We start from the raw sequence: 23,849 nt of genomic DNA on the forward strand, positions 1-23,849 counted from the left end.
AAAACAAAATAGCTGAAAAAGAAAAAAAATAAATGTTTAGTTAACGTTTATTATTTTAAATATTTTACTTTTACCTTTAGGATCTTCCAAATATTAAACCGTATGAAATTAAATTACCCTGTAAAAAGTGTGTTTTCGGCATGCATAGCGTATGCAATTGGAATTGGCTATACTACAGAAGTGCAGGCACAAACTGTAAAAGTGATCAAAGTTAAAACAGACCATTCTATTGCCAAAGTGCAACCGAATATGTGGGGTGTTTTTTTCGAGGATATTAATTTTGGCGCCGATGGAGGCATTTATGCCGAACTCATCAAAAACCGCTCTTTCGAATTTGCAAAACCGCTAATGGGCTGGACGATCCAGCGGAAAAAACAGCAAGAAGGCGAAATACTAGTGGTAAACCGCAAAGAGGTAAACACCGCCAATCCCAGATATTTACAAGTAAAAAAACAAACCGACGATTTTGAGCTCGTAAATGAAGGATTTAAAGGTATCGGTGTAAAAAAAGGATTACGCTACGATTTTTCATTGATGTACCGCCAATCAACTCCGGGAGTTAAACTCGTGTTGTTGTTAAAAGATGCGAACAATAAAATTATTGGACAAGGAAGTTTAACACCTGATCAAACTGGTAGCGACTGGAAAAAACAATCAGCAAGTTTTACCGCTACTGAAACCGTTCCAAAAGCGAAATTCTCCATTCTGTTTCAAGGAAAGGGAAACATTGATCTGGACATGATTAGCCTTTTCCCTGGCGATACCTGGAAAAACCGTCCACAAGGATTAAGGGCAGATATGGTGCAGTTATTGGCTGATATGAAACCCGGTTTTATCCGTTTCCCTGGTGGATGTATTGTAGAAGGAACCGATCTGGCCAACCGCTACCAGTGGAAAAAAACTATTGGTCCGATTGAAAACAGACAACTGATTATTAACCGCTGGAATACTGAATTCGCAAATCGTTCAGCACCAGATTATTACCAGAGCTTTGGTTTAGGCTTTTTCGAATATTTCCAACTGGCAGAAGATATAGGCTCAGATGCCTTGCCGATATTAAATTGCGGTATGGCTTGTCAGTTTAACACTGCAGAAGTAGCTTCACTTGACGAACTGGATCCTTATGTACAGGATGCGCTAGACCTGATCGAGTTTGCCAATGGCGATGTAACTACCAAATGGGGAAAAATGAGGGCAGATCTTGGTCATCCAAAACCTTTCAATTTAAAAATGATGGGGGTTGGCAACGAAAACTGGGGCCCACAATACCTGGAAAGGTTAGCCATTTTCACTAAAGCCATCAAGGCAAAATATCCTGACTTTAAACTGATCAACAGCTCGGGAACCGATCCTGAAGGCGATCGCTTTAACTTATTGAATACTACTTTAAGAAGCAATAATGCAGACTTTATTGATGAACACTATTACCGCTCTGCCGATTGGTTTTTAAAAAATGCCGGACGTTATGATAACTACCCAAGAAACGGATCGAAGGTTTTTGTTGGCGAATATGCAGTACATGCAGACAATAGTATAGTTGGAAGTAACCGAAATAACTGGCAAAGTGCACTGGCTTCGGCTTCCTTAATGACAGGTTTGGAGCGCAATGCGGATGTGGTACAAATGGCCTCTTATGCCCCGCTTTTCGCTAATATTGATGCCTGGCAGTGGGCACCCGATATGATTTGGGTAGATAACCTGAAATCGTACGGAACACCTGACTATTATGTACAGAAACAGTTTTCTAACAATAAGGGAACGGATGTAATTGCAATTACGCTTGACGAGAAGAACATTATCGGTCAGGATGGCCTTTATGCTTCTGCGGTAACCGATCAGGCAAAAAAAGAACTGATCATTAAAATCGCCAACAACTCCGATCAATCGCAGAACATTGATTTTGACCTGGAAGGAAAAATAAAATTACAAAATAAGGCCACTAATGAGGAAATAGCGAACAGCAACCTTAAACAGGTTAATTCTTTCGAAAATCCTGAAGCGGTAAGCCCGAAAAAAAGCACAATTAACCTAAAAGGCAAAAAATTAAGCATCGCGTTGAAACCTTACTCTTTTAACGTGATCAAAATCCCATTTAACCAATAGATTTAACGAGATCATGATGAAAAAACTTCTCTTATCTGCAGCCCTATTCTGCAGTTCGATTTTAGTGCATGCACAAAATGAAACCCAGTTAACCATTAAACCTGCAGGCGATCAAGTGGTGAGCAAGCACATTTATGGTCATTTTTCCGAACATTTGGGCCGCTGTATTTATGATGGCTTTTGGGTGGATGAAAATTCGACAATCCCTAATAAAGGTAGAATAAGATTAGATATTGTTGAGGCATTAAAAAAGATAAAAGTTCCGAACCTGCGCTGGCCGGGAGGTTGTTTTGCTGATGAATACCATTGGAGAGATGGCATTGGACCGAGAAACCAACGTCCGAAGATGGTTAACACCAATTGGGGCGGTGTAACAGAAGACAATAGTTTTGGCACACACGAATTTCTGGATCTTTGCCAGATGCTTGATTGCGAACCTTACATTGCAGGTAATGTAGGCAGCGGAACTGTTGAAGAAATGGCCAAATGGGTAGAATATCTGAATTTTGATGGCGTAAGCCCGATGACGGCCATTCGCAGCCAAAACGGAAGAGAAAAACCATGGAAAGTTTCTTTCTGGGGTGTAGGTAACGAAAGTTGGGGTTGCGGTGGAAACATGACACCTGCTTATTATTCTGATTTATACCGCAGATATGCCACTTATGCACGCAACTATCCGGGTGCTCCGTTAAAAAGAATTGCCAGTGGGGCTAATTCAGGTGATTACAACTGGACTGAAACCTGTATGAAAAATATTGGCGATCAAATGTGGGGATTAACTTTACACTATTACACCATCCCAACAGGAAACTGGAGCAAAAAAGGATCGGCTACCAAATTTGATGAAGCACAATACTTTTCGACCATGAAAAACTGCTTACATATGGAAGAACTGGTTAGCAAACACTCCGCGATAATGGATAAATACGATCCTAAAAAGAAAGTTGCTTTAGTGGTTGATGAATGGGGAATCTGGACAGATGTGGAACCTGGAACTAACCCTGGTTTCTTGTATCAGCAGAACAGTTTACGCGATGCTTTAATTGCAGGAACGACCTTAAACATCTTCAATAACCATTCCGATCGTGTTAAAATGGCTAACCTGGCACAAACTGTAAATGTACTACAGGCTTTAATCCTGACAGAAAAAGACAAGATGATCCTTACCCCTACTTATCATGTTTTTGATCTGTACAAGGTGCACCAGGATGCCAAATACCTACCGATTGCCTTTACCAGCCCTGATTATGTTGTAGGTGATCAAAAAATCCCGGCCTTAAACGTTTCTGCTTCGCAGGATGCGAGTGGTGCCATCCATATTTCTCTGGTTAATTTAGATCCTAACAAAAAAATTGCCCTGAGTACGGTTTTAGATGGCTTGAAATGGAGCACAGTTACAGGACAGATTTTAACTTCAGCTAAACTAACTGATGTAAATACATTTAACGATTTGAACAAAGTACACAATGTAAAATTTACGGGCGCAAAAAAATCAGGCAATTCATTAAAAGTAGAATTACCTGCTCAATCTGTTGTTGTACTGGAACTAAAATAATTTAATCAGGACAAGAGCGTTTAAAACCTTGTCCTGATTCATGAAAAAATTAATATGCCACATTCAGTGGTCTGTGTCCCTCACAGACCACTTAGATTCTTGAAAAAGATTTCTCCATTTCGTTGCACTTCATCAGATAGCTATTGGACCGAAATGACGATCTAGATTTATCGTCCTTTCGACGGCAGTGGAGAAATCTAACTTGATAAATCCCCTCCGTTCGTCATTAAGAACTTGTTTTACTGCGTAACTTTACGCTTCGCTACAGGTCAGCATCTATCATACCTGGTATAAAACTTCTCAAATAAGATCCTGAAACAAGTTCAGGAAGACGAATCGCTTTAGGCACATTTTCCTTTCAATCCACATTCCATGGTCTGTGCCCTCACAGACCACTTAGGTTCATGAAAAAGATTTCTCCATTTCGTTGCACTTCATCCGATAGCTCGGATCGAAATGACGCCTTAATTAATAAACTTCACTTTAATAAATCCCCTCCTTGCGTCATGCTGAACTTGGTTCAGCATCTATCATACCTGGTATAAAACTTCTAAAGTAAGATCCTGAAACAAGTTCAGGAAGACGATATCTTTTGATAATCACAGTGGGCAGTTTCTCGCAAACCATATTGTTAAACCACATCAATTTACCCACCACGCGTCATGCTGAACTTGGTTCAGCATCTATATAGTCTATACATATCCACTTCAAAATCTTCCTCATAGATCCTGAAACAAGTTTAGGATGACGATCGCATTTGAATAACGCTAGTGGTCTGTGAGGACACAGACCACGGAATAAGCTATTGGACCGAAATGACGCCTTAATTAATAAACCTAATCCCCATGGTCTGTGTCCCCACAGACCACATCAGCATAAATCTATTTCACCAACCTCACCTCATATATATTGGCAATAGCAGATCCCTGATCGGCAACAAATTTTACTTCTACATCTGCTTTTAACAGCGCTTTTGGAATCTGATACTCCTGAGTATAAAAAACATCACCCCTGCTCCCATCTAACTTTACATTTTCAACGGCAACACCATTAATCAGAATAGAGAAACTTTTATTCTTTTCCTTTCCGAAATATGTTAAACGGAGCTTATTTCCGGATAGGTCTTTATTTTTAAGTACATAACTAAACCATGCTTTCCCATTCCTGAAATGCCTTTCCTGAAACGTTCCGTTATCGGTTAGTTCACCTTTAAAATTGTGGTCAGATTCTGGCTGCTGCTCTCCCGTATTGATCAGATCGACCGTTTCCTGTTCAATCTTCATCTTTTCTTCTTCAGCCAACTTAATCGCCTTCGCACGTTCCGGCAATGCCTCAGCGCTGCTGTAAGGAAAATAAACCACATACCGTTTTTCGGCCAGGGTATAAAAAGGAACTAATTTTAAGGATTTGTATTTTGGTTGATAGATTGCATTTCGTGCATTAAAAGTTAAACTCTTTTTATCGGTCAACGTAATTTCATTTGCCAGCATATTTTTAGCCCCGGTAACCAATGGTGCATCGCTGATCGGAAATAAAGTACCCGAAGCAATATGCCCCATCCTGCTGCCATCAGCGGTTAAATTCGGCTGTTTTAAAGTATCCATTGCCGCAGCAAGTACAATCGGTCCATGGAGAAAGGCTACCCAATCAGAACCATCGGGCATAAACTCCGTAGTGGTATGCATTGGCAGAGCAATATTAATAACGTCGCCTGTACTCCAGATACGATCGATACTGGCATAACCATTTGCATCGCTTTTAACAGTTGCTTTTTTTCCGTTTACCAGCACAGCCATTTTCTCATGCTCTACCCAGGCAGGCTGACGAAAATGTAAGGCAAAACGTTGCTCGTGTTTTAACTGCAACTTGATTGTCGTGTTCTCAGCATCTGGAAAAAGTGTTTGCTGTACAAGCTGAATACCTTTTTCTTTCCAATTTAAGGTTGAAGGGATAAAAAGATTCACATATATATCATTCGCATTGTGTGCATAAATCAGTTCTCCATATTTGCCGTGGTTCTCCAATCCTGAACCTACACAGCACCAGAAACTTTCCTGTGGATTGGAATAGGTACGGTAATGCCCTGGTCGCATTGGAGTAAAATACACAAAACCACCTTCCGGCCTTTGCGAAGAAAGGATATGATTGTAAAGTGTACGTTCGTAGTAATCGAGATAAGTATTTGAAGGAGCGGCTAAAAACAACTGTTTAGTAAGCTTCAGCATGTTGTAAGAATTGCAGGTTTCGGGCCCTTCGCGCGATTCTGTCATTGAAGAAAAGTCATTGGCGGGATGAAAATGTTCTCTTACGCTATTTCCACCGATGGCTACCGTTCTATGTTCTACCAACGTTTTCCAAAAAAAAGCAGCTGCATTTGCCCAGGCAGCATCTTTATCCAACAAAGCAATCTGTTCAAAACCAATCACTTTCGGAATCTGCGTATTTGCGTGCAAACCGTTTAGGGCATCCGTATTTTTTAATAGTGGATTTAAAATGGATTGATCCGAAAACCGTTTGGCCAATTGAAGATACTTCGGGTTTCCAGTTATCTCGTAAACATGAGCAAAAGTTTCATTCAACCCACCATGTTCACTTTTTAACAATTCCTGTATCTGCTGATCAGATAAATTGGAAACCATGTCTACACACCAATCAGTTAGTTTGATCAGCATCTGCTTTGCTTTGGCATTGCCCGCAACTGCATAAGCATCGTACAGCCCCGCATAAATTTTATGGATATTATACAGCGGTACCCATTTTCCATTTAACGAAAAACTGGATGACTTGATATTTCCGGCTTTAATCTCTTTCCAGATTTCCTTGCCGCCCGGGATCCCGGCCAGATATCCATCTCCATTTTGGCGCTGACATTTATCCAATTCGGCAATCATATATTCCATCCGCTCCTTCACCTTTGCATCGCCGGTGGAAGCATACATTAAAGCCAGGGCCGACAAATAATGTCCACCGATGTGCCCATCTAAACCGGTATTTTCCCAGTTACCATAAGATACTGCTTTGGGTTTTAGTCCTGCCTCCCTTAAATATGGCGCCAGAAGCCTGTCTGCATTTAGTGATAGCATGTATTTTTTATCGGTTTCCTGGGCCTGTTTAAATGGGCCAGCAAGCAAGCGGACTTCTGCTAAACTAAATGGCTGCAATGCAGTTTGACCGAAAACAGTTCCGTATAGAGCGGTAATTAAAACGGCAGTTATTATTTTTTTCATCTTTTTAGGTAATATTTTGTTCTAATTTCCATCTGGCTTAAGCACACTACTTTTAGGGCTTTCCGGCCAGTGCCAGTTTGCAGGATCATCTGGTTTTGCAGGATCGAATTTTGGTAAATCATTTATCAGATATTTTGCAATCCCCAATTGCTGTTCTTTAATGCCTAAGATTATACACTTTGCAATTTCATAAGCGCCATAAGGGTTAAAATGCGTGTTATCGGCCAATGCTTTATCCTGGCCAGGATAACTGTTGGCAGGATAATGAACAAAAGCTTTTTTCGATGGCTCTTCACCTAATGTATTAAACAAAACTGATGTCATCGCATTCAGATCAATCAAAGCCACTTTCTCTTCGGCAGCAACCTTCCGTGCTGCGTCAGGAAAATCGCCTAGAGAATTTACAATTTTCCCATCTGCACCAAAAGATCTTCTGCTGGTTGAGGTAACCACCACCGGAATTCCACCTTTTTTCTTCACTTCCGAAATAAATGTTTTTAATCTTTCGGTATACGATTTATAGGCACCATCATTTGGTCCTTTATCTTTTTGATCATTATGTCCAAATTCGATAAACAGGTAATCGCCGGGCTTCATTATACTTAAAATCTTGGCTAAACGTTTGCTACCCAAAAACGAACCCAGTGTTAAGCCCGATTCAGCATGATTGGCAATGGCAACTCCTGGTTTAAAAAACCTTGGAATCATTTGCCCCCACGATGCCCAAGGTTCATCATCCTGATTTACCACTGTCGAATTCCCTGCGAGGAAAACAGTAATCTGATCCTCAACTTTCGTAATTTCGAGTGCCTGTAAGGCAGTTTGATGATCAAATTCCAAAGTCAGTTTATCATCCCAATCAAGTTTGTTGAGTTCCCGCGGCTTTAGCGAAACCACTTGCCCGCCAGCAATATGTTTATCTTTAATATTTACAATAAATGTTTTCGTTATCGACTGCCCTGCCCTTGTTTTTACATTTTCGAGCATCAACCTTCTCGATTCGGCTTTTACTGTACTTAACATTGCCACCTTCGGATCGCCAAGTGTTACCTTGATTTTGTAATTTCCTTCGGGCACCGAAACTGAAAAATAAAATGGTTTATTGCTTTTAACCAGATCCGAAGTTAAACGATTCTTCCCGTCATAATTTATACCTTCAACTTTCGAATCAAAATCAAAACCAAAGCCTTTTTCTTTACTGTAAGCATCGTCAGGTAAAACTTGTGTATAACCTTTAACAACCTTTCCAGGTCCGAAATCGAAATTGTAACTGTTTTTTTCCTGCGCCTGTGACAGATTGGCTATCAAACCAAGGAAAACAAATGGTTTAATAAACTTTTGAATGCTCATATCGTTCGGATTTGCTGCAAGATCTGGTACAATGGTTTTATCCATTCAGACCGTTTTCTCATAAAAATTGACATCTTGCTAATTAAACGTCATAATGACGATTATTATACGAATATATAAAAACAATTTCCATTTAAAATGAGAATGATCAGCGTATTTAAAATTTTACGCGGTTTTTCATTAAATGTGCATCATCGACAAACACACAAAACAACAAACACCCTACTTAAAATACTAATTAATAATACAAAAATTGTCAATTCTAAATGTGATATAAATTTCTTCAATTTTTAATTAAAAATCTCTAAGCTTAAGAAATATTAATCAACAAGACGAAAAGCTCCATTTCACTAACTTAAATCAATAAAAATTTATTTTTTTTCAAAAAAAATCAACACAAAATGTATAAAATCAAGCAATTACAAAAAATAATTCATAAATTAACCCATTATTAATATTAACTCAACACGGTCTCTATTCTTTTGTATATAAAATTTATATAAAAAATAAAAAGAAAGACAATTGAAAATATTAACAAGAATTTTGTTCTTAAAATTCATTTTTTAATGAAAAAACAAAGCATTTTTTAAGCTATTGTTCAGTTCATTCATTTATAAATTTTTAAAACAATTGACTTATAATATCACTACATTAGTGATATTAATCATACAAATTATGTTTAGCCCTAAAAAAGCTTTGTAATTCTGTATTACGGCCGACATAAAGAACCATTATGTTCCGCTTAAATCATCCACCAAACAGAAGATTAGAATCAAAATCTAAAGCCATGAATAAACACGCCATTATTGGAGTAACTCCATTCGAAATTCCTGATAGTAGATTGGTTTCCAATTTACAAAAAGCAGATTGCTTTCCGGTTCTCAGTCTTGGGTACAGTAAAAATGAAGCCCAAAAAGCTCTTCAAGAAGTTATAGAATTAGCTATTGCAGATTTCGGCGTAAGCATCAATTCATTAGAATTAGCAGACATTGATCTTCCCACCCAGGTAAGTTTAATTATTTTACCTTATGATTTCGTACTCAAACGTAAAACATCAGCAAAAATTTTCTATCAGGTTTTTGATCTGGAGTCGGCACGGGTTGCGCAAGCTAACGGTGCAGATGGGATTATAATAAAAGGTAATGAAGGCACTGGTCGTGTGGCTTACGAATCTTCTTTTGTTCTCTTTCAGCGGATTATTAAAGAAATCACTTCCATTCCGGTATGGGTTCAGGGTGGAGTGGGTATCCATACAGCTGCCTCTTTAATGGCTCAAGGCGCAAGAGGTATCATTTTAGATAGTCAACTCGTATTATTCCCTGAATGCTCAGCTCCTGAAGATTTAAAAACTGTTTGTGGTAAATTAAGTGGAACTGAAACCAGACTAATCGATAACTGCCGTGTATTGGCCCGTCCTAATTCACCAGCATTGGCAGAGGATATAAATTATAATGGTCTTCAACAGTACTTTAAAGGTTACGACCTGGAAGCAAACTACCTTCCAATGGGTCAGGACATTGCCCTGTCGATTGATCTGGTAACCAAATACAAAAAGCTCGACAAATTGGTTTTTGGTATAAAAGAAGCCATTTATGGCCATTTAAAACAAGCCAAAGCCATTAATATTATCAAGGCAAACAATCCATTAGCTAAAGATTTAAACATTACCTATCCTATTGCACAGGGACCAATGACCAGGGTAAGCGATGTAGCGCCATTTGCCAATGCTGTTTCAGAAGCTGGTGCCTTATCGTTTATAGCGTTATCATTGTTAAAGGGTGCATCGGCAAAAAACCTGATCGAAGAAACCAAAAAACTGGCTGGCGAAAAAACCTGGGGCGTAGGTATTTTAGGTTTCGCACCACAAGAGCTTAGAGATGAACAACAGGAATATATATTAAATGCGAAACCTCCTGTTTTACTAATTGCAGGCGGAAGGCCATCGCAGGCTAAACCCTTCGAAAAAGCAGGGATCAAAACTTTTCTCCATGTGCCCTCTGCCTCTCTATTAGATATGTTTTTAAAAGAAGGCGCTAAACGTTTCGTATTCGAAGGCCGGGAATGTGGCGGACATGTTGGCCCGCTATCGAGCATGGTATTGTGGGAAAAACAGATCGAACGTTTATTAAAAGAAGAAAATCCTGAAAGCATTAGTATTTTCTTTGCTGGTGGCATTCATGATGCTTTTTCTACCGCCTTTATTTCGGTGATGACTGCTCCTTTGGCTGCCAAAGGAATGAAAATCGGTGTATTAATGGGCACCGCTTATTTATATACCAGAGAAGCCGTAAGTACAGGTGCAATTTTAGACAAATTCCAGCAGGAAGCCATGCAAGCGAACGAAACTGTTTTGCTCGAAACTGCTCCGGGACACGAAACAAGGTGTTTAAATTCTTCATTTGCCACTTTCTTTAACGAAGAAAAAAAGAAACTTCAGGCAGAAGGCATGGATAAAAAAGAAATCTGGGTAAAACTGGAAACCCTGAATGTTGGACGTTTACGTATTGCTGCAAAGGGGATAGAAAGACGTGGCGATGAACTCGTAAAAATTAATGAAACTGAACAAACTGATTTGGGCATGTACATGATCGGTCAGATTGCACCTATGCATAAAGAAGTAATGTCATTGCTCGATCTTCATCAGGATGTAGCAGACAATAATTACACACATATTTTAAGCGCTAAACTTTCTTCACCTCCTGAAAATAAAACCAAAGCTTTGGATGTTGCCATTGTGGGTATGGCTTGTATTTTCCCCGGAGCTAAAAACCTTGAAGAATACTGGCGCAACATCATTTTGGGCAAAGATTCGGTAACAGAAGTACCAGATGAAAGATGGAACAAAGAATTGTATTACAATCCCGATTCTACTGCTGGCGATATGTCGCACTCTAAATGGGGCGGTTTTATTCCGAGAATAGATTTTGACCCTTTAGAATTTGGCATTCCACCACAATCGCTTGCGGCCATAGAGCCTACCCAATTGTTAACCTTAATGGTGGCTAAGCAGGCCATGCAGCATGCAGGTTATGCCGAGGGCGGTGTGGATAACGAAAATGTTTCTGTAATTATCGGTGCAGAGGGCGGAAACGATCTGGCTAACAGTTATAGTTTCAGGGGCTTTTACAAACAGGTTTTTGGCGAAATGCCTGCCGAGTTAGACGCGGCCTTACCAAAAACAACAGAAGATTCTTTCCCTGGCATTTTGGCGAATGTAATTTCGGGCAGAATTACCAACAGGTTAAACCTTGGTGGCAGAAATTACACCGTTGATGCGGCTTGTGCTTCCTCTTTGGCAGCAATCGACCTGGCCTGTCAGGAGCTATTTTTAGAAAAATCGGACATGGTTTTGGCCGGTGGAGCAGATCTTCACAATGGCATCAATGATTACCTCATGTTCTCGAGCACGCATGCGCTATCTAAAAAAGGACGATGCGCCACTTTTGATACCGAAGCTGATGGAATTGCACTTGGTGAAGGGATTGCCATGATTGTATTAAAAAGATATGATGATGCTTTACGTGATGGCGACACCATTTATTCTATTATTAAAGGTGTTGGAGGATCGAGTGATGGAAAAAGCCTTGGTTTAACTGCTCCACGCAAAAATGGACAGGTAAATGCCTTAGAAAGGGCTTACAGCCAGGCTGGAATTACCCCCTCACTGGTTGGTTTGGTAGAAGCGCACGGTACAGGTACAGTTGTAGGCGATAAAACTGAAATCAGTGCATTGACCGATATGCTTAACCAATCTGGTGCAACCGCCGGACAAACACATTTAGGCTCTGTAAAAACGCAGATCGGCCATACCAAATGTGCCGCGGGAATTGCCGGTTTAATAAAAGCAACCCTATCCGTTTACCATGGAATAAAACCACCAACCATCAATTTAAAAACACCAAACAGCATTTATAATGCACAAACCAGTCCTTTCGCTTTCCATACTGAAGCGGGTTTATGGATGGAAGAAAAACGATATGCAGGTGTAAGTGCCTTTGGTTTCGGTGGAACAAACTTCCATGCAGTACTGGAAAGTGCTCAGAATACGAAAAATAAGAATTCGATCTTGAAATCATGGCCTTCCGAACTTTTTGTTTTCAGAGGAGATACCTATGAAGAGGCCAAAAACCGCGTGATTTCGGTAAAAACCCTCTTAGAAATAAACGATCAGATCGAACTGAAAGATATTGCATATAGCCTTGCAACAGTCGATACCAAACCTGTTCAACTGAGCATCGTTGCCAACCATGCAGAAGACCTGGTCATGAAAATCGACCTGGTTTTATCCGGCGTAGAAAGCAAAGACACCTACCTCACTAAAAAACAGAACGGTAAAGTTGCCTTTATGTTCCCAGGCCAAGGTAGCCAACGCGTAAACATGGCCAGAGATCTTTTCGTTGTTTTTCCGGAAATGAGAAAACTGCTGACCGCTTATCCTGAATACGAAAAAATCCTTTTCCCTAATACTGTATTTAATGAGGCTGATGCAAAAGCACAAAAAGAACGAATTAAAGATACCCGCATGGCACAACCGTTATTGGGTATCGTCGATCTTGCAATCGCTAACTTCTTAAAATCATTAGGAATTGTTCCTGATATGGTTGCAGGCCACAGTTATGGCGAATTGCCTGCACTTTGTTTTGCTGGTGCTTTTGAAGACGAAGCTTTGGTTTACCTGAGTGCTGAACGGGCACAATCTATTTTGAATGCCGTAGAAAACGGCGATCCGGGCACTATGCTCGCTGTGAGTGCAAAACAGGAAGATCTTTCACAATACATGGGCGGCATCAAAGACGTTTATCCGGTAAACTTTAATGCGCCAACACAATGTGTAATTGCAGGTAGCACTGCAGCCATTGGCCAATTGGCAGCAGTGCTAAAAGAAGCTAAAATTTCTTTCCGTCCGCTTGAAGTAGCCTGTGCTTTCCATAGTCCGTTAGTGGCCAAATCGAAAGCACTTTACCTGGAAGTACTATCTGGTATAAACTTCAGCGATCTGAAAATCCCCGTATGGTCTAACACCACGGCAAAAGAATACCCCGTTAAAGCTGCAGCAGTTAAAGAACGTTTAACTGACCATTTGATAAAACCTGTCCTTTTTGTTGATGAGCTAAGGGATATGTATGCTGCCGGAGCCAGGGTTTTCGTAGAAGTTGGCCCTGGCAAGGTGCTAAGCGGTTTAACCAAATCGTGCATCGGCAAAGATGAAGTGATTTTACACACCGAAGATCAAGGACAGAACAAATTGAGCAATTTATTGGGCACGTTGGCTGGCTATATGGCTACAGGCCGTGAAATCAAGCTTGAAAAATTGTTCGAAGGCCGCTCAGTTAAAACCATCAAACTGGAAGAGCCCTCAGCCTATAAAAAAAGTCCTGCCATCTGGTACGTAAACGGCCAGCACGCTGTTCCATCAACAGGTAAACTTCCGGCAAATGGTGCATCCCCTATTACTAAACCGATCATCCTTATGAATAACACCTCTACACTAACTGAAAATCAAACCGTTAATGGCTCTGCCAAAGACTTAATGATGCAGGAGTACCTGCATAGCATGAAAATGCTGATTCAGGCACAACGCGATGTGATGCTTTCCTTTTTAGGACAGGCTCCTGCAATGCCTTCACAAATCATTAATCAACCCCTGGCCTCCTATCAGGCACCCCAACCGGCCCGCATTGAAAATCAGGTCATGATAAAACAGGAAGTGCCGCAAGCGCAAACCATCGAAGTAATAATACCTGTGGTTGCACAAAAAGATTTAAAACTGGTGCTTTTACAAATTGTAAGCGATAAAACTGGCTATCCGCAGGAAATGCTGGGTATGGAAATGGATCTTGAGGCTGATTTAAGCATCGATTCGATTAAACGTGTAGAAATTATTGGTGCTTTGCGTACAGAATTGGGTGGTTTTTCTCAATTGAGCCTTCCGGAAGATAAAATTATGGAGCAGCTTGCAGGCCTTAAAACCTTAAGCAGTCTTGTAAACTGGATGACCGAAAATACCGAACAGCCAAAATCAGCTCACGCTCCTATTCTGGTAACCGCAGCAACAAGCCAGGCCGAACCTGCAAAATTCTCTTTAGACCAGTTAAAATCAGCCATTCTTGATATAGTGAGTGAAAAAACCGGCTATCCAAAAGAAATGTTAGGCATGGAGCTAGATCTTGAAGCCGATTTAAGCATCGATTCGATCAAAAGAATGGAAATTATCGCCTCGCTTAAAGAAAAAATCGGATTTGGTTCACAGGGCGATCAGGCTGACGATTTAATGGAGAAACTGGCTGCAATTAAAACTTTAAATGCGCTGGTTAACTGGATTGCTAATGTTGAAGCAGAAAGCTCAGAGGTGCTTACAGAAGCAAAAAAGCTTATTGAGGAGAGCATAGACAATCAAACGGTTAGAGAAAAATTATCGCGTTTAAGATTTGAGCTGACTCCTGCTGCGCTTACCATTACTGAAGCAGCCATTTTAAAAGGGCAACGTTTTGCCTTAACTGATGATGGCGGAGGCCAGGCGATCAAAATCAAAAAAGTGCTGGAGAAACATGGTGCCATTGCCGATCTGGTGAACTTTGAAGATTCATTGGATGGCTATCAGGGCCTTATTATCCTGAATATGTTCGAAGCACAGCAAAAAGTGGGTATTCTCGATCATTTCGCCACCATTAAAAAACTAAACTTTGATACCGTAAAGTGGGTGTACCTGATTGCGGATACCAAACAATATTTTAACGATCAATCGGATATTTCTTTCTTGAGAAATTACCAGGGTTATTCTGGTTTCTTTAAAAGCTTAGATCGTGAATACGAACATACCAAATGCCGTTTCATCAGTCTGGAAACCAAAATGTCTCCAGATGAAATCACCAATATTACCTTAAACGAAATCCTCAATCCGGATAAACCTTCGGAAATCATTTACAATGACCATAAAAGACACATTATGGAATTGGTACCACACCAGTTGAGCACCGAAACCGATGCACATATCCACCTGGATAAAGATGCCGTAGTGATGGTTTTAGGAGGTGCACAAGGGATTACGGCTGAATTAATGATCCATTTTGCGAAAGATTACCCTTGCAGATACATATTAGTTGGCCGTTCGGCAAACCCCATCGCCTCTGCAAATGAGGCCAGTTCTTCATTAAAAACCAAAGACGAGATCAGGCAATATATAATTAAGCAGGGTGAAATTAAAAAACCTGCCGAAATAGAACAGGAAACAAACAGAATCTATAAAAACAACCAGATTTTACGTTGCATTGCAACTTTAGAAGAAGGTGGATCTACGGTAGTTTACGAATCGCTGGACCTTAAAGATGAAGAAGCTTTGACCCGCTTAATCAACCAGGTTTATGAAGATTACGGACGTATTGATGGCGTAGTACATGGTGCAGGTTTACTGGAAGATAAATTGTTCCATAATAAAACTTCCGAATCATTTGGACGTGTTTTCGATACCAAAGTAACTCCATTAAGGGTATTGGCGGAGCAATTACGACCAGAAACCCAGTTTGTAATTCTTTTCTCGAGTATTGCTTCTGTTTATGGAAATCGCGGACAAACCGATTATGCTGCTGCAAACAGTGTGATGGATAAATATGCCTGGGCCTTAAAACAGAAGATTCAAGGTAAGGTAATGGCCATAAACTGGGGTCCGTGGAAAGGTGCAGGTATGGTTTCACCAACCCTGGAGAAAGAATATCAACGCAGGGGAATTGCCCTGATTCCTTTAGAGGATGGTATGGAAACTTTCTTAAACGAACTTAAATATGGTAAAGAAAGCCAGGTATTAATCATGGCCGGAAACACCTGGACATAGAAAATCGCATAACCAAACAGCAGATGAAGAAAAGCGACGTAGCAATTATTGGAATGTCATGCATTTTTCCGGGCGCGAAAGATATGCAGACCTTTTGGGAGAACATTATCAACCGGGTAGATTCTACGCAAGCAGTTCCGGCCGACCGGATTGATCCTGTACATTTTGATAAAACGGTAAGCGGGGTAGATCGTTTTTATTGCAATAGGGGTGGTTTTATACCCGATCATCAGTTTGATCCGCAACGTTTCGGCATTTTACCGCTGGCTGTTGAAGGTACCGAACCTGATCATCTGATAACCTTAGATCTTGTTCATCAGGCATTGGAAGATGCAGGCGTATTTGAAAAAAAATATTCCCTTGATAAAACAGGGATCATTATTGGCAAAGGCAATTATGTAGGACCCGGGGCAACCCGAGCCATCGAAATTGTAAGAACTGGCGAACAGATTTCGAGCGTTTTGAAAGATTTGATGCCACAACTTACCGAAGCCGAAATCGAAAAGGTGAAACACGAATTCCAATTGCGTAAAGGTCGCTTCAGTGCCGATACCGCAATGGGCTTGATTCCCAATTTAGTGGCCTCACTGGTAGCCAACCGCCTCAATTTAGGCGGACTGGCCTTTACTTTAGATGCTGCCTGTGCCAGTTCGCTTATTGCAGTTGACCATGGCGTACAGGAGCTAAATAATGGCCGTTGCGACATGATTATTGCAGGTGGTGTGCACTTAGGTCAGAATGCAGCCTTTTGGAGTATATTTTCTCAACTGGGTGCTTTATCAAAACAAGAAAAAATTAAACCATTTGACCAAAGCGCTGATGGATTGATTATTGGCGAAGGTTGTGGTTTCGTCGTGCTTAAACGATTAGAAGATGCCATCAGGGATCAGGACAAAATCTATTCGGTAATTAAAGGCGTTGGCATCAGCAGCGATGGCAGCGGAACCAGTGTAATGAGTCCATCGGTTAAAGGCCAGTTGAAAGCCATTACCGAAGCGTGGAAAAACGCAGAACTGGAAAGTAAAAATATTGGCTATTTAGAAGCACACGGTACAGGTACACCACTCGGCGATAAAACCGAGATAGAAACCTTAAAACAATTTTTCGGTCAGGATGCCGATCTGCCAAAGGCCGGTATCGGTTCCGTAAAATCAAATATCGGCCACGCCATGCCCGCAGCAGGTATTGCAGGCTTAATCAAATCGAGCTTAGCACTCTACCATGGCATCATCCCACCTACTTTACATTGCGATGAGCCTGTAGCACAGCTGGCCGAAACCCGTTTTTCTGCTGTGCAAAAGGCTGCAGACTGGAATCAATCAGGCTTACCAAAACTGGCAGCCGTAAATGCATTCGGTTTTGGCGGAATCAATGCGCATGTGGTTTTAAGTGCTTACGAAACCTCTAAAAAAGATGAGGTTTTGGTTATGGCAAGGCCTAGTCATGAGGCTTTGATCGAGTCATTAGAAGATGGAAATTACAGCAATGGGGATGGAAATTTCCGCCTGGTATTATTTAACCCTAGTCCTGAAAGAATCAAAAAAGCCTTAAAAATTGTAGCTAAAAATTCTCCCTGGAGAAATAAACAGGATATCTGGTATACCAACGCTCCATTATTAGCAAACGAAGGTAAAATAGCTTTTGTTTTCCCGGGTTTAGATGGACTTGCTGGCGGAGAAATTAAATCGGTAGCTGATTATTTCAAAATTAATATCGACGAAAACGAAAAACAGGATGGTCTTTTAAGCGAGGCACTCAACATACTCAACAAAAGCAGCGTTTTAGATCAGGCTTTAAAGCAATTGGGTATCAAATCTGATATGAATGCAGGCCACAGCCTTGGTGAATGGCTTGCAGCAAGATCTTCAGAATTGGCAGAAGAAAGTTCGGTAATGAATTTGCTGAATGTGCTCAATCCAGAAACCTTTGAGCTGAAAGATTCGCGTTTTATTGCTGTGGGCTGTGGTTTAGATACCCTTCAACCCATTATCGAAAGCATTCCTGACTTATACCTTTCTAACGATAACTGCCCGCAACAGGTAATCCTCTGTGGTAGTAAAATGGCGCTGGATGAGCTGGTACCGATCTTAAAAACGAAACAGATTTTCCATCAGATTTTGCCATTCCAATCAGGTTTCCACTCGCCATTTGTAGCTGATAAATTGGGATTGATCCTCGAAGGTATGCAGGAAATGCAGTTCCGGAAAACCACTACACCGCTTTGGTCGGCTACTACTTTAGAAACTTACCCTGAAGGTTTTGAAGCCATCCGACAGTTAAGCGCTGAACATTTAATTAAACCGGTACGTTTTCGTGAACTTACCGAAAAACTGTATAACGAAGGTGCACGTGTTTTTATCCAGGTGGGTTCAGGTGGTTTAGTTGGTTTTATCGACGATACTCTAAAGGGAAAAGAAATCAGCACCATCAGTGCAAATGTGCCGATCCGTTCGGGCATTACCCAGCTGCAAAGAGTTTTGGCTGCGCTTTTTATTGAAGGAAAAGAAATCGGCCTGAGTTATTTGGGTAACGTCAAATCTACTCCTCCACAAAAAAACAAAGGCATTAAACTCGATTTGGGCTCACCAATTATCCATAACCTGCAAACGCTTAAGGGCTTAACCATTAAACAAACTCAACCTGTACAGTCCAAAACTTTTGTCGAAGCCAAACATCCGGTTTTACAGGCTTTTAATGAGAATGTAATGGAGATGATCAATATGCAAAGTGAAATGATTAATCTTTTTGAAAATGCAGCTTTACAAGTCGATCAACCGGGTAACTGGGCGCCAGCTAAACCAATAAAACCTGTAAGACAGCCCTTTAGCCAAAAGCTTGATGTGAGCCTGGACAATTGTCCTTACCTGATTGACCATTCACTCTTGAGGCAACCAAAAGGATGGCCAACGGTTGAAGATATGGATCCGGTAATCCCAATGACCATGATTTTCGAAGTATTTGCTGAGATTGCCAATGCGCAATCGCCAGAAGAAAAGGTACAAAAAATCATGAACATGCGGGTTTTCCAATGGATGAACGTGGTTAAACCTTTTCAGGAAACCGTAACTGGCGAATGGAAAGATGGGCAAAGGGTTTACCTTAATCTGGAGCGTTTTGCCAATGCAGAAGTGCAGCTGGCTTCACAATTAAATCCTGCTCCGGATAGAACTTTCGATATTGGAAAATTATTGAAAATAGATCGTACTTCCGAACAGATTTACGATGCCCACATGTTCCACGGACCGGATTACCAAGGCATTAAAAAACTGATCGCCGTTGGCGAAAAAGGAATTACAGGCATTATTGAGGCATCGGGCGGCAAAGGTTCCTTGCTTGATAATGCTGGCCAATTGTTTGGTTTATGGCTTCAACTCACTTTAGAAAAAGATAGGATTGCTTTCCCGGTTAAAATCCAGGAGATAGAATTTTTCGGCGATATGGCCGACCAGAAAGGGCAATTCGAATGTACCTGCGTACTCACTGAAATTAATGATGAATTTGCTACTGCTGATATCCTAATGAAACGAGATGGCATTACCTGGCTCATTATTACAGGCTGGCAAAACCGCAGGCTCGAAATAGACGAACCACTTTGGAACGTTTCGATGTCGCCGCTCCACAACCGTTTATCAGAAGAAGTAGCACCTGGTGTTTTTCTTTTTGGCAATGCTTACTCTCGTGTGGTATCCTGGGATTTTATTCTTAAAAGATATTTCAACCAGACAGAGAAGAAACATCATCAAAACCTTTTACCCAATAAAAGAAGAACCTGGATGATCAGTCGCGTAGCGGCAAAAGATGCCGTTCGGAATTTATTAAATACACAGAAAAATCAGGCCTGTTACCCCATCACTTTCGAAATTTATTCTGATGAGCACCGCAAACCTTATGTTAAAGGGGGTTTAACAGAAAACATCAATATTTCCATTGCCCACAAAGGAACTGATGCTGTTGGCATAGCCCGTTTTAACGAAGCCGTTGGTATTGATATCGAACATATTGAAGAACGCAGCGCTGGTTTCTTCGACCTTGTGTTTAACGATCATGAAATGGCCCTGCTTGAAAGCCGCGACAAAATTGAATGGGCAACCCGCTTTTGGGTAGCTAAAGAAGCCTATGGAAAATACCTGGGCAAAGGCTTACAGGGCAATCCAAAAGCCTACACCGTTGAAGAAATTAACGGCGAAGAATTACGCATCAATAACATCAAAATCAAAACAATCAAACATAAAAACTATATCATCGGATGGACACTATAACGACAAAATTAAGCAGCGAAGAAATCTTCAGCCTCATGAAACAATTCATCACAGAAGTAATCGGCGAGGAATTTGTTGAAGAAATGGATATTACCCCTGAAAGTTCTTTCACCAAGGATCTGGAAATGGATAGCATCGAAATTGTATCTTTTTCCGAAAAAATCAAAGCGCATTTTGGCGATCAGATCGATTTTACAGGCTGGTTATCATCAATGGATCTTGATCAGTTGATCAACTTAAACTTAGGCATGATCATCTCTTACATTGAAGAATGCCAATCGTAACGGTAAACGGCAAATCGGTTCACATTCAGGAGCTCAATAAAGAAGCTACTGAAAGCATCGTTCTGGTTCACGGGATGTTTAGTAACCTGTCTGTCTATTATTTCAGTATTGCACCCCTACTCGCCACAAAATATCACGTCGTGCTTTATGATCTGAAAAGCCATGGCATGAGCGAAAAGGCGTTAACAGGCTACGATCTGGAGAGCATGACCAACGACCTACTTGCATTGATGGAAGAATTAAAGCTGCAAAAAGTGCATTTGGGTGGTTATAGTTTCGGTGGATTGATTGCTTTAAAAATGGCTATCCGCTTCCCCGAACGAATTAACAAACTGGCCGTGATTGAAGCACCAGATCCTAATGATGATAAAACAAGGGGAATAATTGATGAGTATAGTCGTGAGTTTTTAGAACATTACGTCGAAAACTTTACCGATACCACTAAAGCAAAAATGGGTAAAAGGCAAATGGAGCGTAACCACCGCATGTATGAGTACCTCTTTTATCAAACTTCAATTAAAACCGACATGGAGCTGGAAAAAGATTTTTTTGACAGCCCTGCGATCGAAACGATAAAAAAGGCCACCCTGTTGCTTTATGGTACCGATTCTAATTGTCTTAATGCAGGCAAACAGTTAGATGGGGCGATTGAAAATGCGTCGTTAATTGCCGTTCCAGGTGACCATAATATTCCGATCCAGCAACCATTGGTAATCGCTGAAGCATTGTTAAACTTCTTTCAGGAAACATAAATTAAACACATATGGCAAAATTCGTATTCGTTGTTCCGCCCCTAACCGGCCATATTAACCCTACACTGAGTATGGGTACAACCTTAATCGAAAGAGGTCACCGTGTAGGATGGATTACTTTAGATGAATCATTAGGGGATAAACTTCCTGAAGGTGGTGAACTACTTGTGATCAGATACAATCAGAACGACCAACAGAAAAAAGATTCAGAAAAATACCTCGATATCATTACCAAAAAAATTGTTTATGGCATTGATAGCATCAAATTTTTGTATGAAGAAGTATTGATTCCGCTCAACAGGCATAGTTATGAAGGTATTGCCGGTTTACTTGATCAGTTTAAGCCAGATCTGGTGATTACTGATCATCAGATGTTTGCAGGAGCTATTGCAGCAACGAATAAAAACTATCCTTATGTAACCTCAGTTACTGCACCTGCAGCGATAAAAGTAATGGATGAATTGCCAAAAGTACACGAATGGGAAGTGAATCAGATTGTAGAACTGCAAAAAGAATTCGGCATTAGTACAACCGGCTCTATTGCCTGTTCTGATCTTGCCACCTTGGTATTTACTTCGAGGGATTTTTTCGGGGAGATGGATTTGCCAGAACATTTTAAGTTTGTAGGCCCCGTTTTTAACCGCCGTAAAAATAAAATTCCTTTTACATGGGAAGCATTTCATACCAGCAAACCAAAAATACTGGTCAGCATTGGCACCACCTTCGACCATGAGCATAAGAAAAACTTCTTCGCCAAAGTAATCGATGCTTTTGCTGATGAAGACCTGCAGGTGGTTGTGGTTTCAGATCCTGCTCTATTTGAGGAATGGCCGGCTAATTTTACGGTACAGCGCCAGGTGCCACAATTGGAACTTTTGCCACACCTCGATGCCGTGGTTTGCCATGGAGGGCACAATACTGTTTGTGAAACCTTGATGAATGGCCTCCCTATGGTAGTTATTCCTATAGCCTACGATCAGAGCCATGTAGCCGGACGTGTTTTTAGGGTTGGTGCAGGAGAACGTTTAAATTTTAACCGCTTTAAAGCCAATCACCTTAAAGAAGCTGTAAACAAAGTGCTGCAGAACGACAGTTACAAAATAGCTGCAGAACAAATTAAACGGTCCTTTATTCAAGCTGGCGGAACAGAAAGCGCCGCCGATTTACTGGAGGCATTAAGCAACAAAACCTCAAACGTATTCATCAGTTAAATTATAACCTTATGTCAAAATTCCTTTTCGTTGTCCCGCCCTTTTTCGGCCATATTAGCCCAACATTAAGCATTGGTGCAAGTTTATTGGCCAGAGGCCATGAGGTAAAATGGCTGGGTATTACCCCGCTTGCACAGGTGCATTTACCTGAAGGTGGTGAGTTTATTTACCCGGAAGAAGATTTAGCAGAATATGCTGATGAGATACAACGCATTCTAAAACGTCAGGATGATGGCCCTGCCTGTTCTGGTCCCGAGGTGATGAAACTTGCGCTCGAAGAAACTTATGTTCCTTTTGCTAAAATGATGATGAAAGGGCTGAATAACTTTGTTGATGCCTGGAAACCCGATGTAATGATTAATGACTGCATTACTTTCGCTGGTGCACTAAGCGCACACTTAAAAGACATCCCATTGGTTACCACTACACCAGTTCCGCCAGATGTAATGGGCGATACGGCTAACAGTGCGCCTAAAATATTTGAATGGCAACAGAATCTGATTAAAGGTTTACAAAGGGAAGTTGGTATTTACAGCGACGATATCCATATTCATTCGCATAAATTGAATATGGTTTTCACATCACAGGCTTTTGCAGGTTTCGAAGAAAAGCCAGCACACATGCATTTTGTTGGTCCGGTAAAAGGCCGGCCAAATCTGGCCCCTTTTGATTGGGAACGTCTGAGTAAGGCAACCACACCTAAGGTTTTTGTTTCCTTGGGTACGCTATTGGTTGATATCCGCAAGGAATTTTTCCAAAAACTGATTAATGCCTTCGAAAATCAACCCGTAACTATTGTGGCAGCAACCAATCCCGACATCTTCGAAAAATGGCCTGATAACTTTATCGTAAACGGTTTTGTGCCACAATCAGAACTGATGCCACACATGGATGCCGTAATTTGTCACGGTGGTTTCAATACTGTAAATGATACTTTCACCAACGGTTTACCGATGTTGATCACACCAATTGCCTATGATCATTTTCATACTGCCAAACTAATTGAACAGGCAGGTTGTGGGATTAGCATCCGCTATAAGCGACTACGCATCAGCGATTTAAGAGACACCGTTTTCGAACTTTTAGAAAACCCTAAATACCGTCAGGCCGCACAAAAAATAAAAGGAACATTTATCGAGGCCGGTGGTAACGATAAAGCTGTGCAATTGTTGGAAGATTTTGCTGAAGTTCATAGAGTTGTCGACTTTGATAGCCCCCTCGCCTAGAAGTTATGAGTTGTCAACTTTCATAATACGATCGCGCGAAAGTTGACAACTCTG

Annotated in this window: 10 protein-coding genes; 8 read left to right on the forward strand and 2 right to left on the reverse strand. The window is 40.9% G+C overall.

Going from position 1 to position 23,849, the window contains the following annotated elements; genetic code table 11:
* Nucleotides 1-102 precede the first annotated feature (102 nt).
* Both KYH19_RS13075 and KYH19_RS13080 read left to right on the forward strand, forming a co-directional pair.
* Complete coding sequence (locus tag KYH19_RS13075) at nt 103-2,103, forward strand: alpha-L-arabinofuranosidase C-terminal domain-containing protein (RefSeq protein ID WP_219075441.1); 2,001 nt, start codon at nt 103-105, stop codon at nt 2,101-2,103.
* Nucleotides 2,104-2,119: 16 nt separating this feature from the next.
* Nucleotides 2,120-3,658 (forward strand): alpha-N-arabinofuranosidase, encoded by a 1,539-nt coding sequence (locus KYH19_RS13080; RefSeq protein WP_219075442.1) that lies wholly within the window; start codon nt 2,120-2,122, stop codon nt 3,656-3,658.
* 881 nt (nt 3,659-4,539) lie between these two features.
* Here KYH19_RS13080 and KYH19_RS13085 read toward each other — a convergent pair.
* The gene (locus KYH19_RS13085) at nt 4,540-6,885 is read right to left on the reverse strand and encodes a glycoside hydrolase family 127 protein (RefSeq protein ID WP_219075443.1); all 2,346 of its coding nucleotides are present in this window, start codon (nt 6,883-6,885) and stop codon (nt 4,540-4,542) included.
* A gap of 21 nt (nt 6,886-6,906) precedes the next feature.
* Nucleotides 6,907-8,280, reverse strand: coding sequence for a rhamnogalacturonan acetylesterase (locus tag KYH19_RS13090; RefSeq protein ID WP_255562418.1), 1,374 nt, complete (start codon nt 8,278-8,280; stop codon nt 6,907-6,909).
* A 742-nt stretch (nt 8,281-9,022) separates the two neighbouring features.
* Here KYH19_RS13090 and KYH19_RS13095 point away from each other — a divergent pair.
* From KYH19_RS13095 to KYH19_RS13120, 6 genes are read left to right on the forward strand one after another with little or no spacing between them, the layout of a single operon-like run.
* Nucleotides 9,023-16,063 (forward strand): type I polyketide synthase, encoded by a 7,041-nt coding sequence (locus KYH19_RS13095; protein ID WP_219075444.1) that lies wholly within the window; start codon nt 9,023-9,025, stop codon nt 16,061-16,063.
* A gap of 23 nt (nt 16,064-16,086) precedes the next feature.
* The gene (locus tag KYH19_RS13100; protein ID WP_219075445.1) at nt 16,087-20,322 is read left to right on the forward strand and encodes a type I polyketide synthase; all 4,236 of its coding nucleotides are present in this window, start codon (nt 16,087-16,089) and stop codon (nt 20,320-20,322) included.
* Nucleotides 20,323-20,357: 35 nt separating this feature from the next.
* Entirely contained in the window at nt 20,358-20,606 is a 249-nt protein-coding gene (locus KYH19_RS13105) for a phosphopantetheine-binding protein (protein ID WP_223833381.1), read from the forward strand.
* Nucleotides 20,594-21,358 (forward strand): alpha/beta fold hydrolase, encoded by a 765-nt coding sequence (locus KYH19_RS13110; RefSeq protein WP_219075446.1) that lies wholly within the window; start codon nt 20,594-20,596, stop codon nt 21,356-21,358. Before KYH19_RS13105 ends, KYH19_RS13110 begins: the two co-directional genes overlap by 13 nt.
* A gap of 11 nt (nt 21,359-21,369) precedes the next feature.
* Nucleotides 21,370-22,569 carry a glycosyltransferase gene (locus tag KYH19_RS13115; protein ID WP_219075447.1) on the forward strand — a complete coding sequence of 400 codons (1,200 nt, stop codon included), beginning with the start codon at nt 21,370-21,372 and terminating at the stop codon, nt 22,567-22,569.
* A gap of 11 nt (nt 22,570-22,580) precedes the next feature.
* Nucleotides 22,581-23,795, forward strand: a complete 1,215-nt coding sequence (locus tag KYH19_RS13120) for a glycosyltransferase (RefSeq protein ID WP_219075448.1) — start codon at nt 22,581-22,583, stop codon at nt 23,793-23,795.
* Nucleotides 23,796-23,849 lie beyond the last annotated feature (54 nt).

Origin of the sequence: Pedobacter sp. D749, assembly GCF_019317285.1 — a bacterium.
Taxonomy (GTDB): domain Bacteria; phylum Bacteroidota; class Bacteroidia; order Sphingobacteriales; family Sphingobacteriaceae; genus Pedobacter.

Coding starts and splice junctions, on each gene's coding strand:
- KYH19_RS13075 (WP_219075441.1), top strand. CDS start 103: ATGAAATTAAATTACCCTGTAAAAAGTGTGTTTTCGGCATGCATAGCG.
- KYH19_RS13080 (WP_219075442.1), top strand. CDS start 2,120: ATGAAAAAACTTCTCTTATCTGCAGCCCTATTCTGCAGTTCGATTTTA.
- KYH19_RS13085 (WP_219075443.1), bottom strand. CDS start 6,885: ATGAAAAAAATAATAACTGCCGTTTTAATTACCGCTCTATACGGAACT.
- KYH19_RS13090 (WP_255562418.1), bottom strand. CDS start 8,280: ATGGATAAAACCATTGTACCAGATCTTGCAGCAAATCCGAACGATATG.
- KYH19_RS13095 (WP_219075444.1), top strand. CDS start 9,023: ATGAATAAACACGCCATTATTGGAGTAACTCCATTCGAAATTCCTGAT.
- KYH19_RS13100 (WP_219075445.1), top strand. CDS start 16,087: ATGAAGAAAAGCGACGTAGCAATTATTGGAATGTCATGCATTTTTCCG.
- KYH19_RS13105 (WP_223833381.1), top strand. CDS start 20,358: ATGAAACAATTCATCACAGAAGTAATCGGCGAGGAATTTGTTGAAGAA.
- KYH19_RS13110 (WP_219075446.1), top strand. CDS start 20,594: ATGCCAATCGTAACGGTAAACGGCAAATCGGTTCACATTCAGGAGCTC.
- KYH19_RS13115 (WP_219075447.1), top strand. CDS start 21,370: ATGGCAAAATTCGTATTCGTTGTTCCGCCCCTAACCGGCCATATTAAC.
- KYH19_RS13120 (WP_219075448.1), top strand. CDS start 22,581: ATGTCAAAATTCCTTTTCGTTGTCCCGCCCTTTTTCGGCCATATTAGC.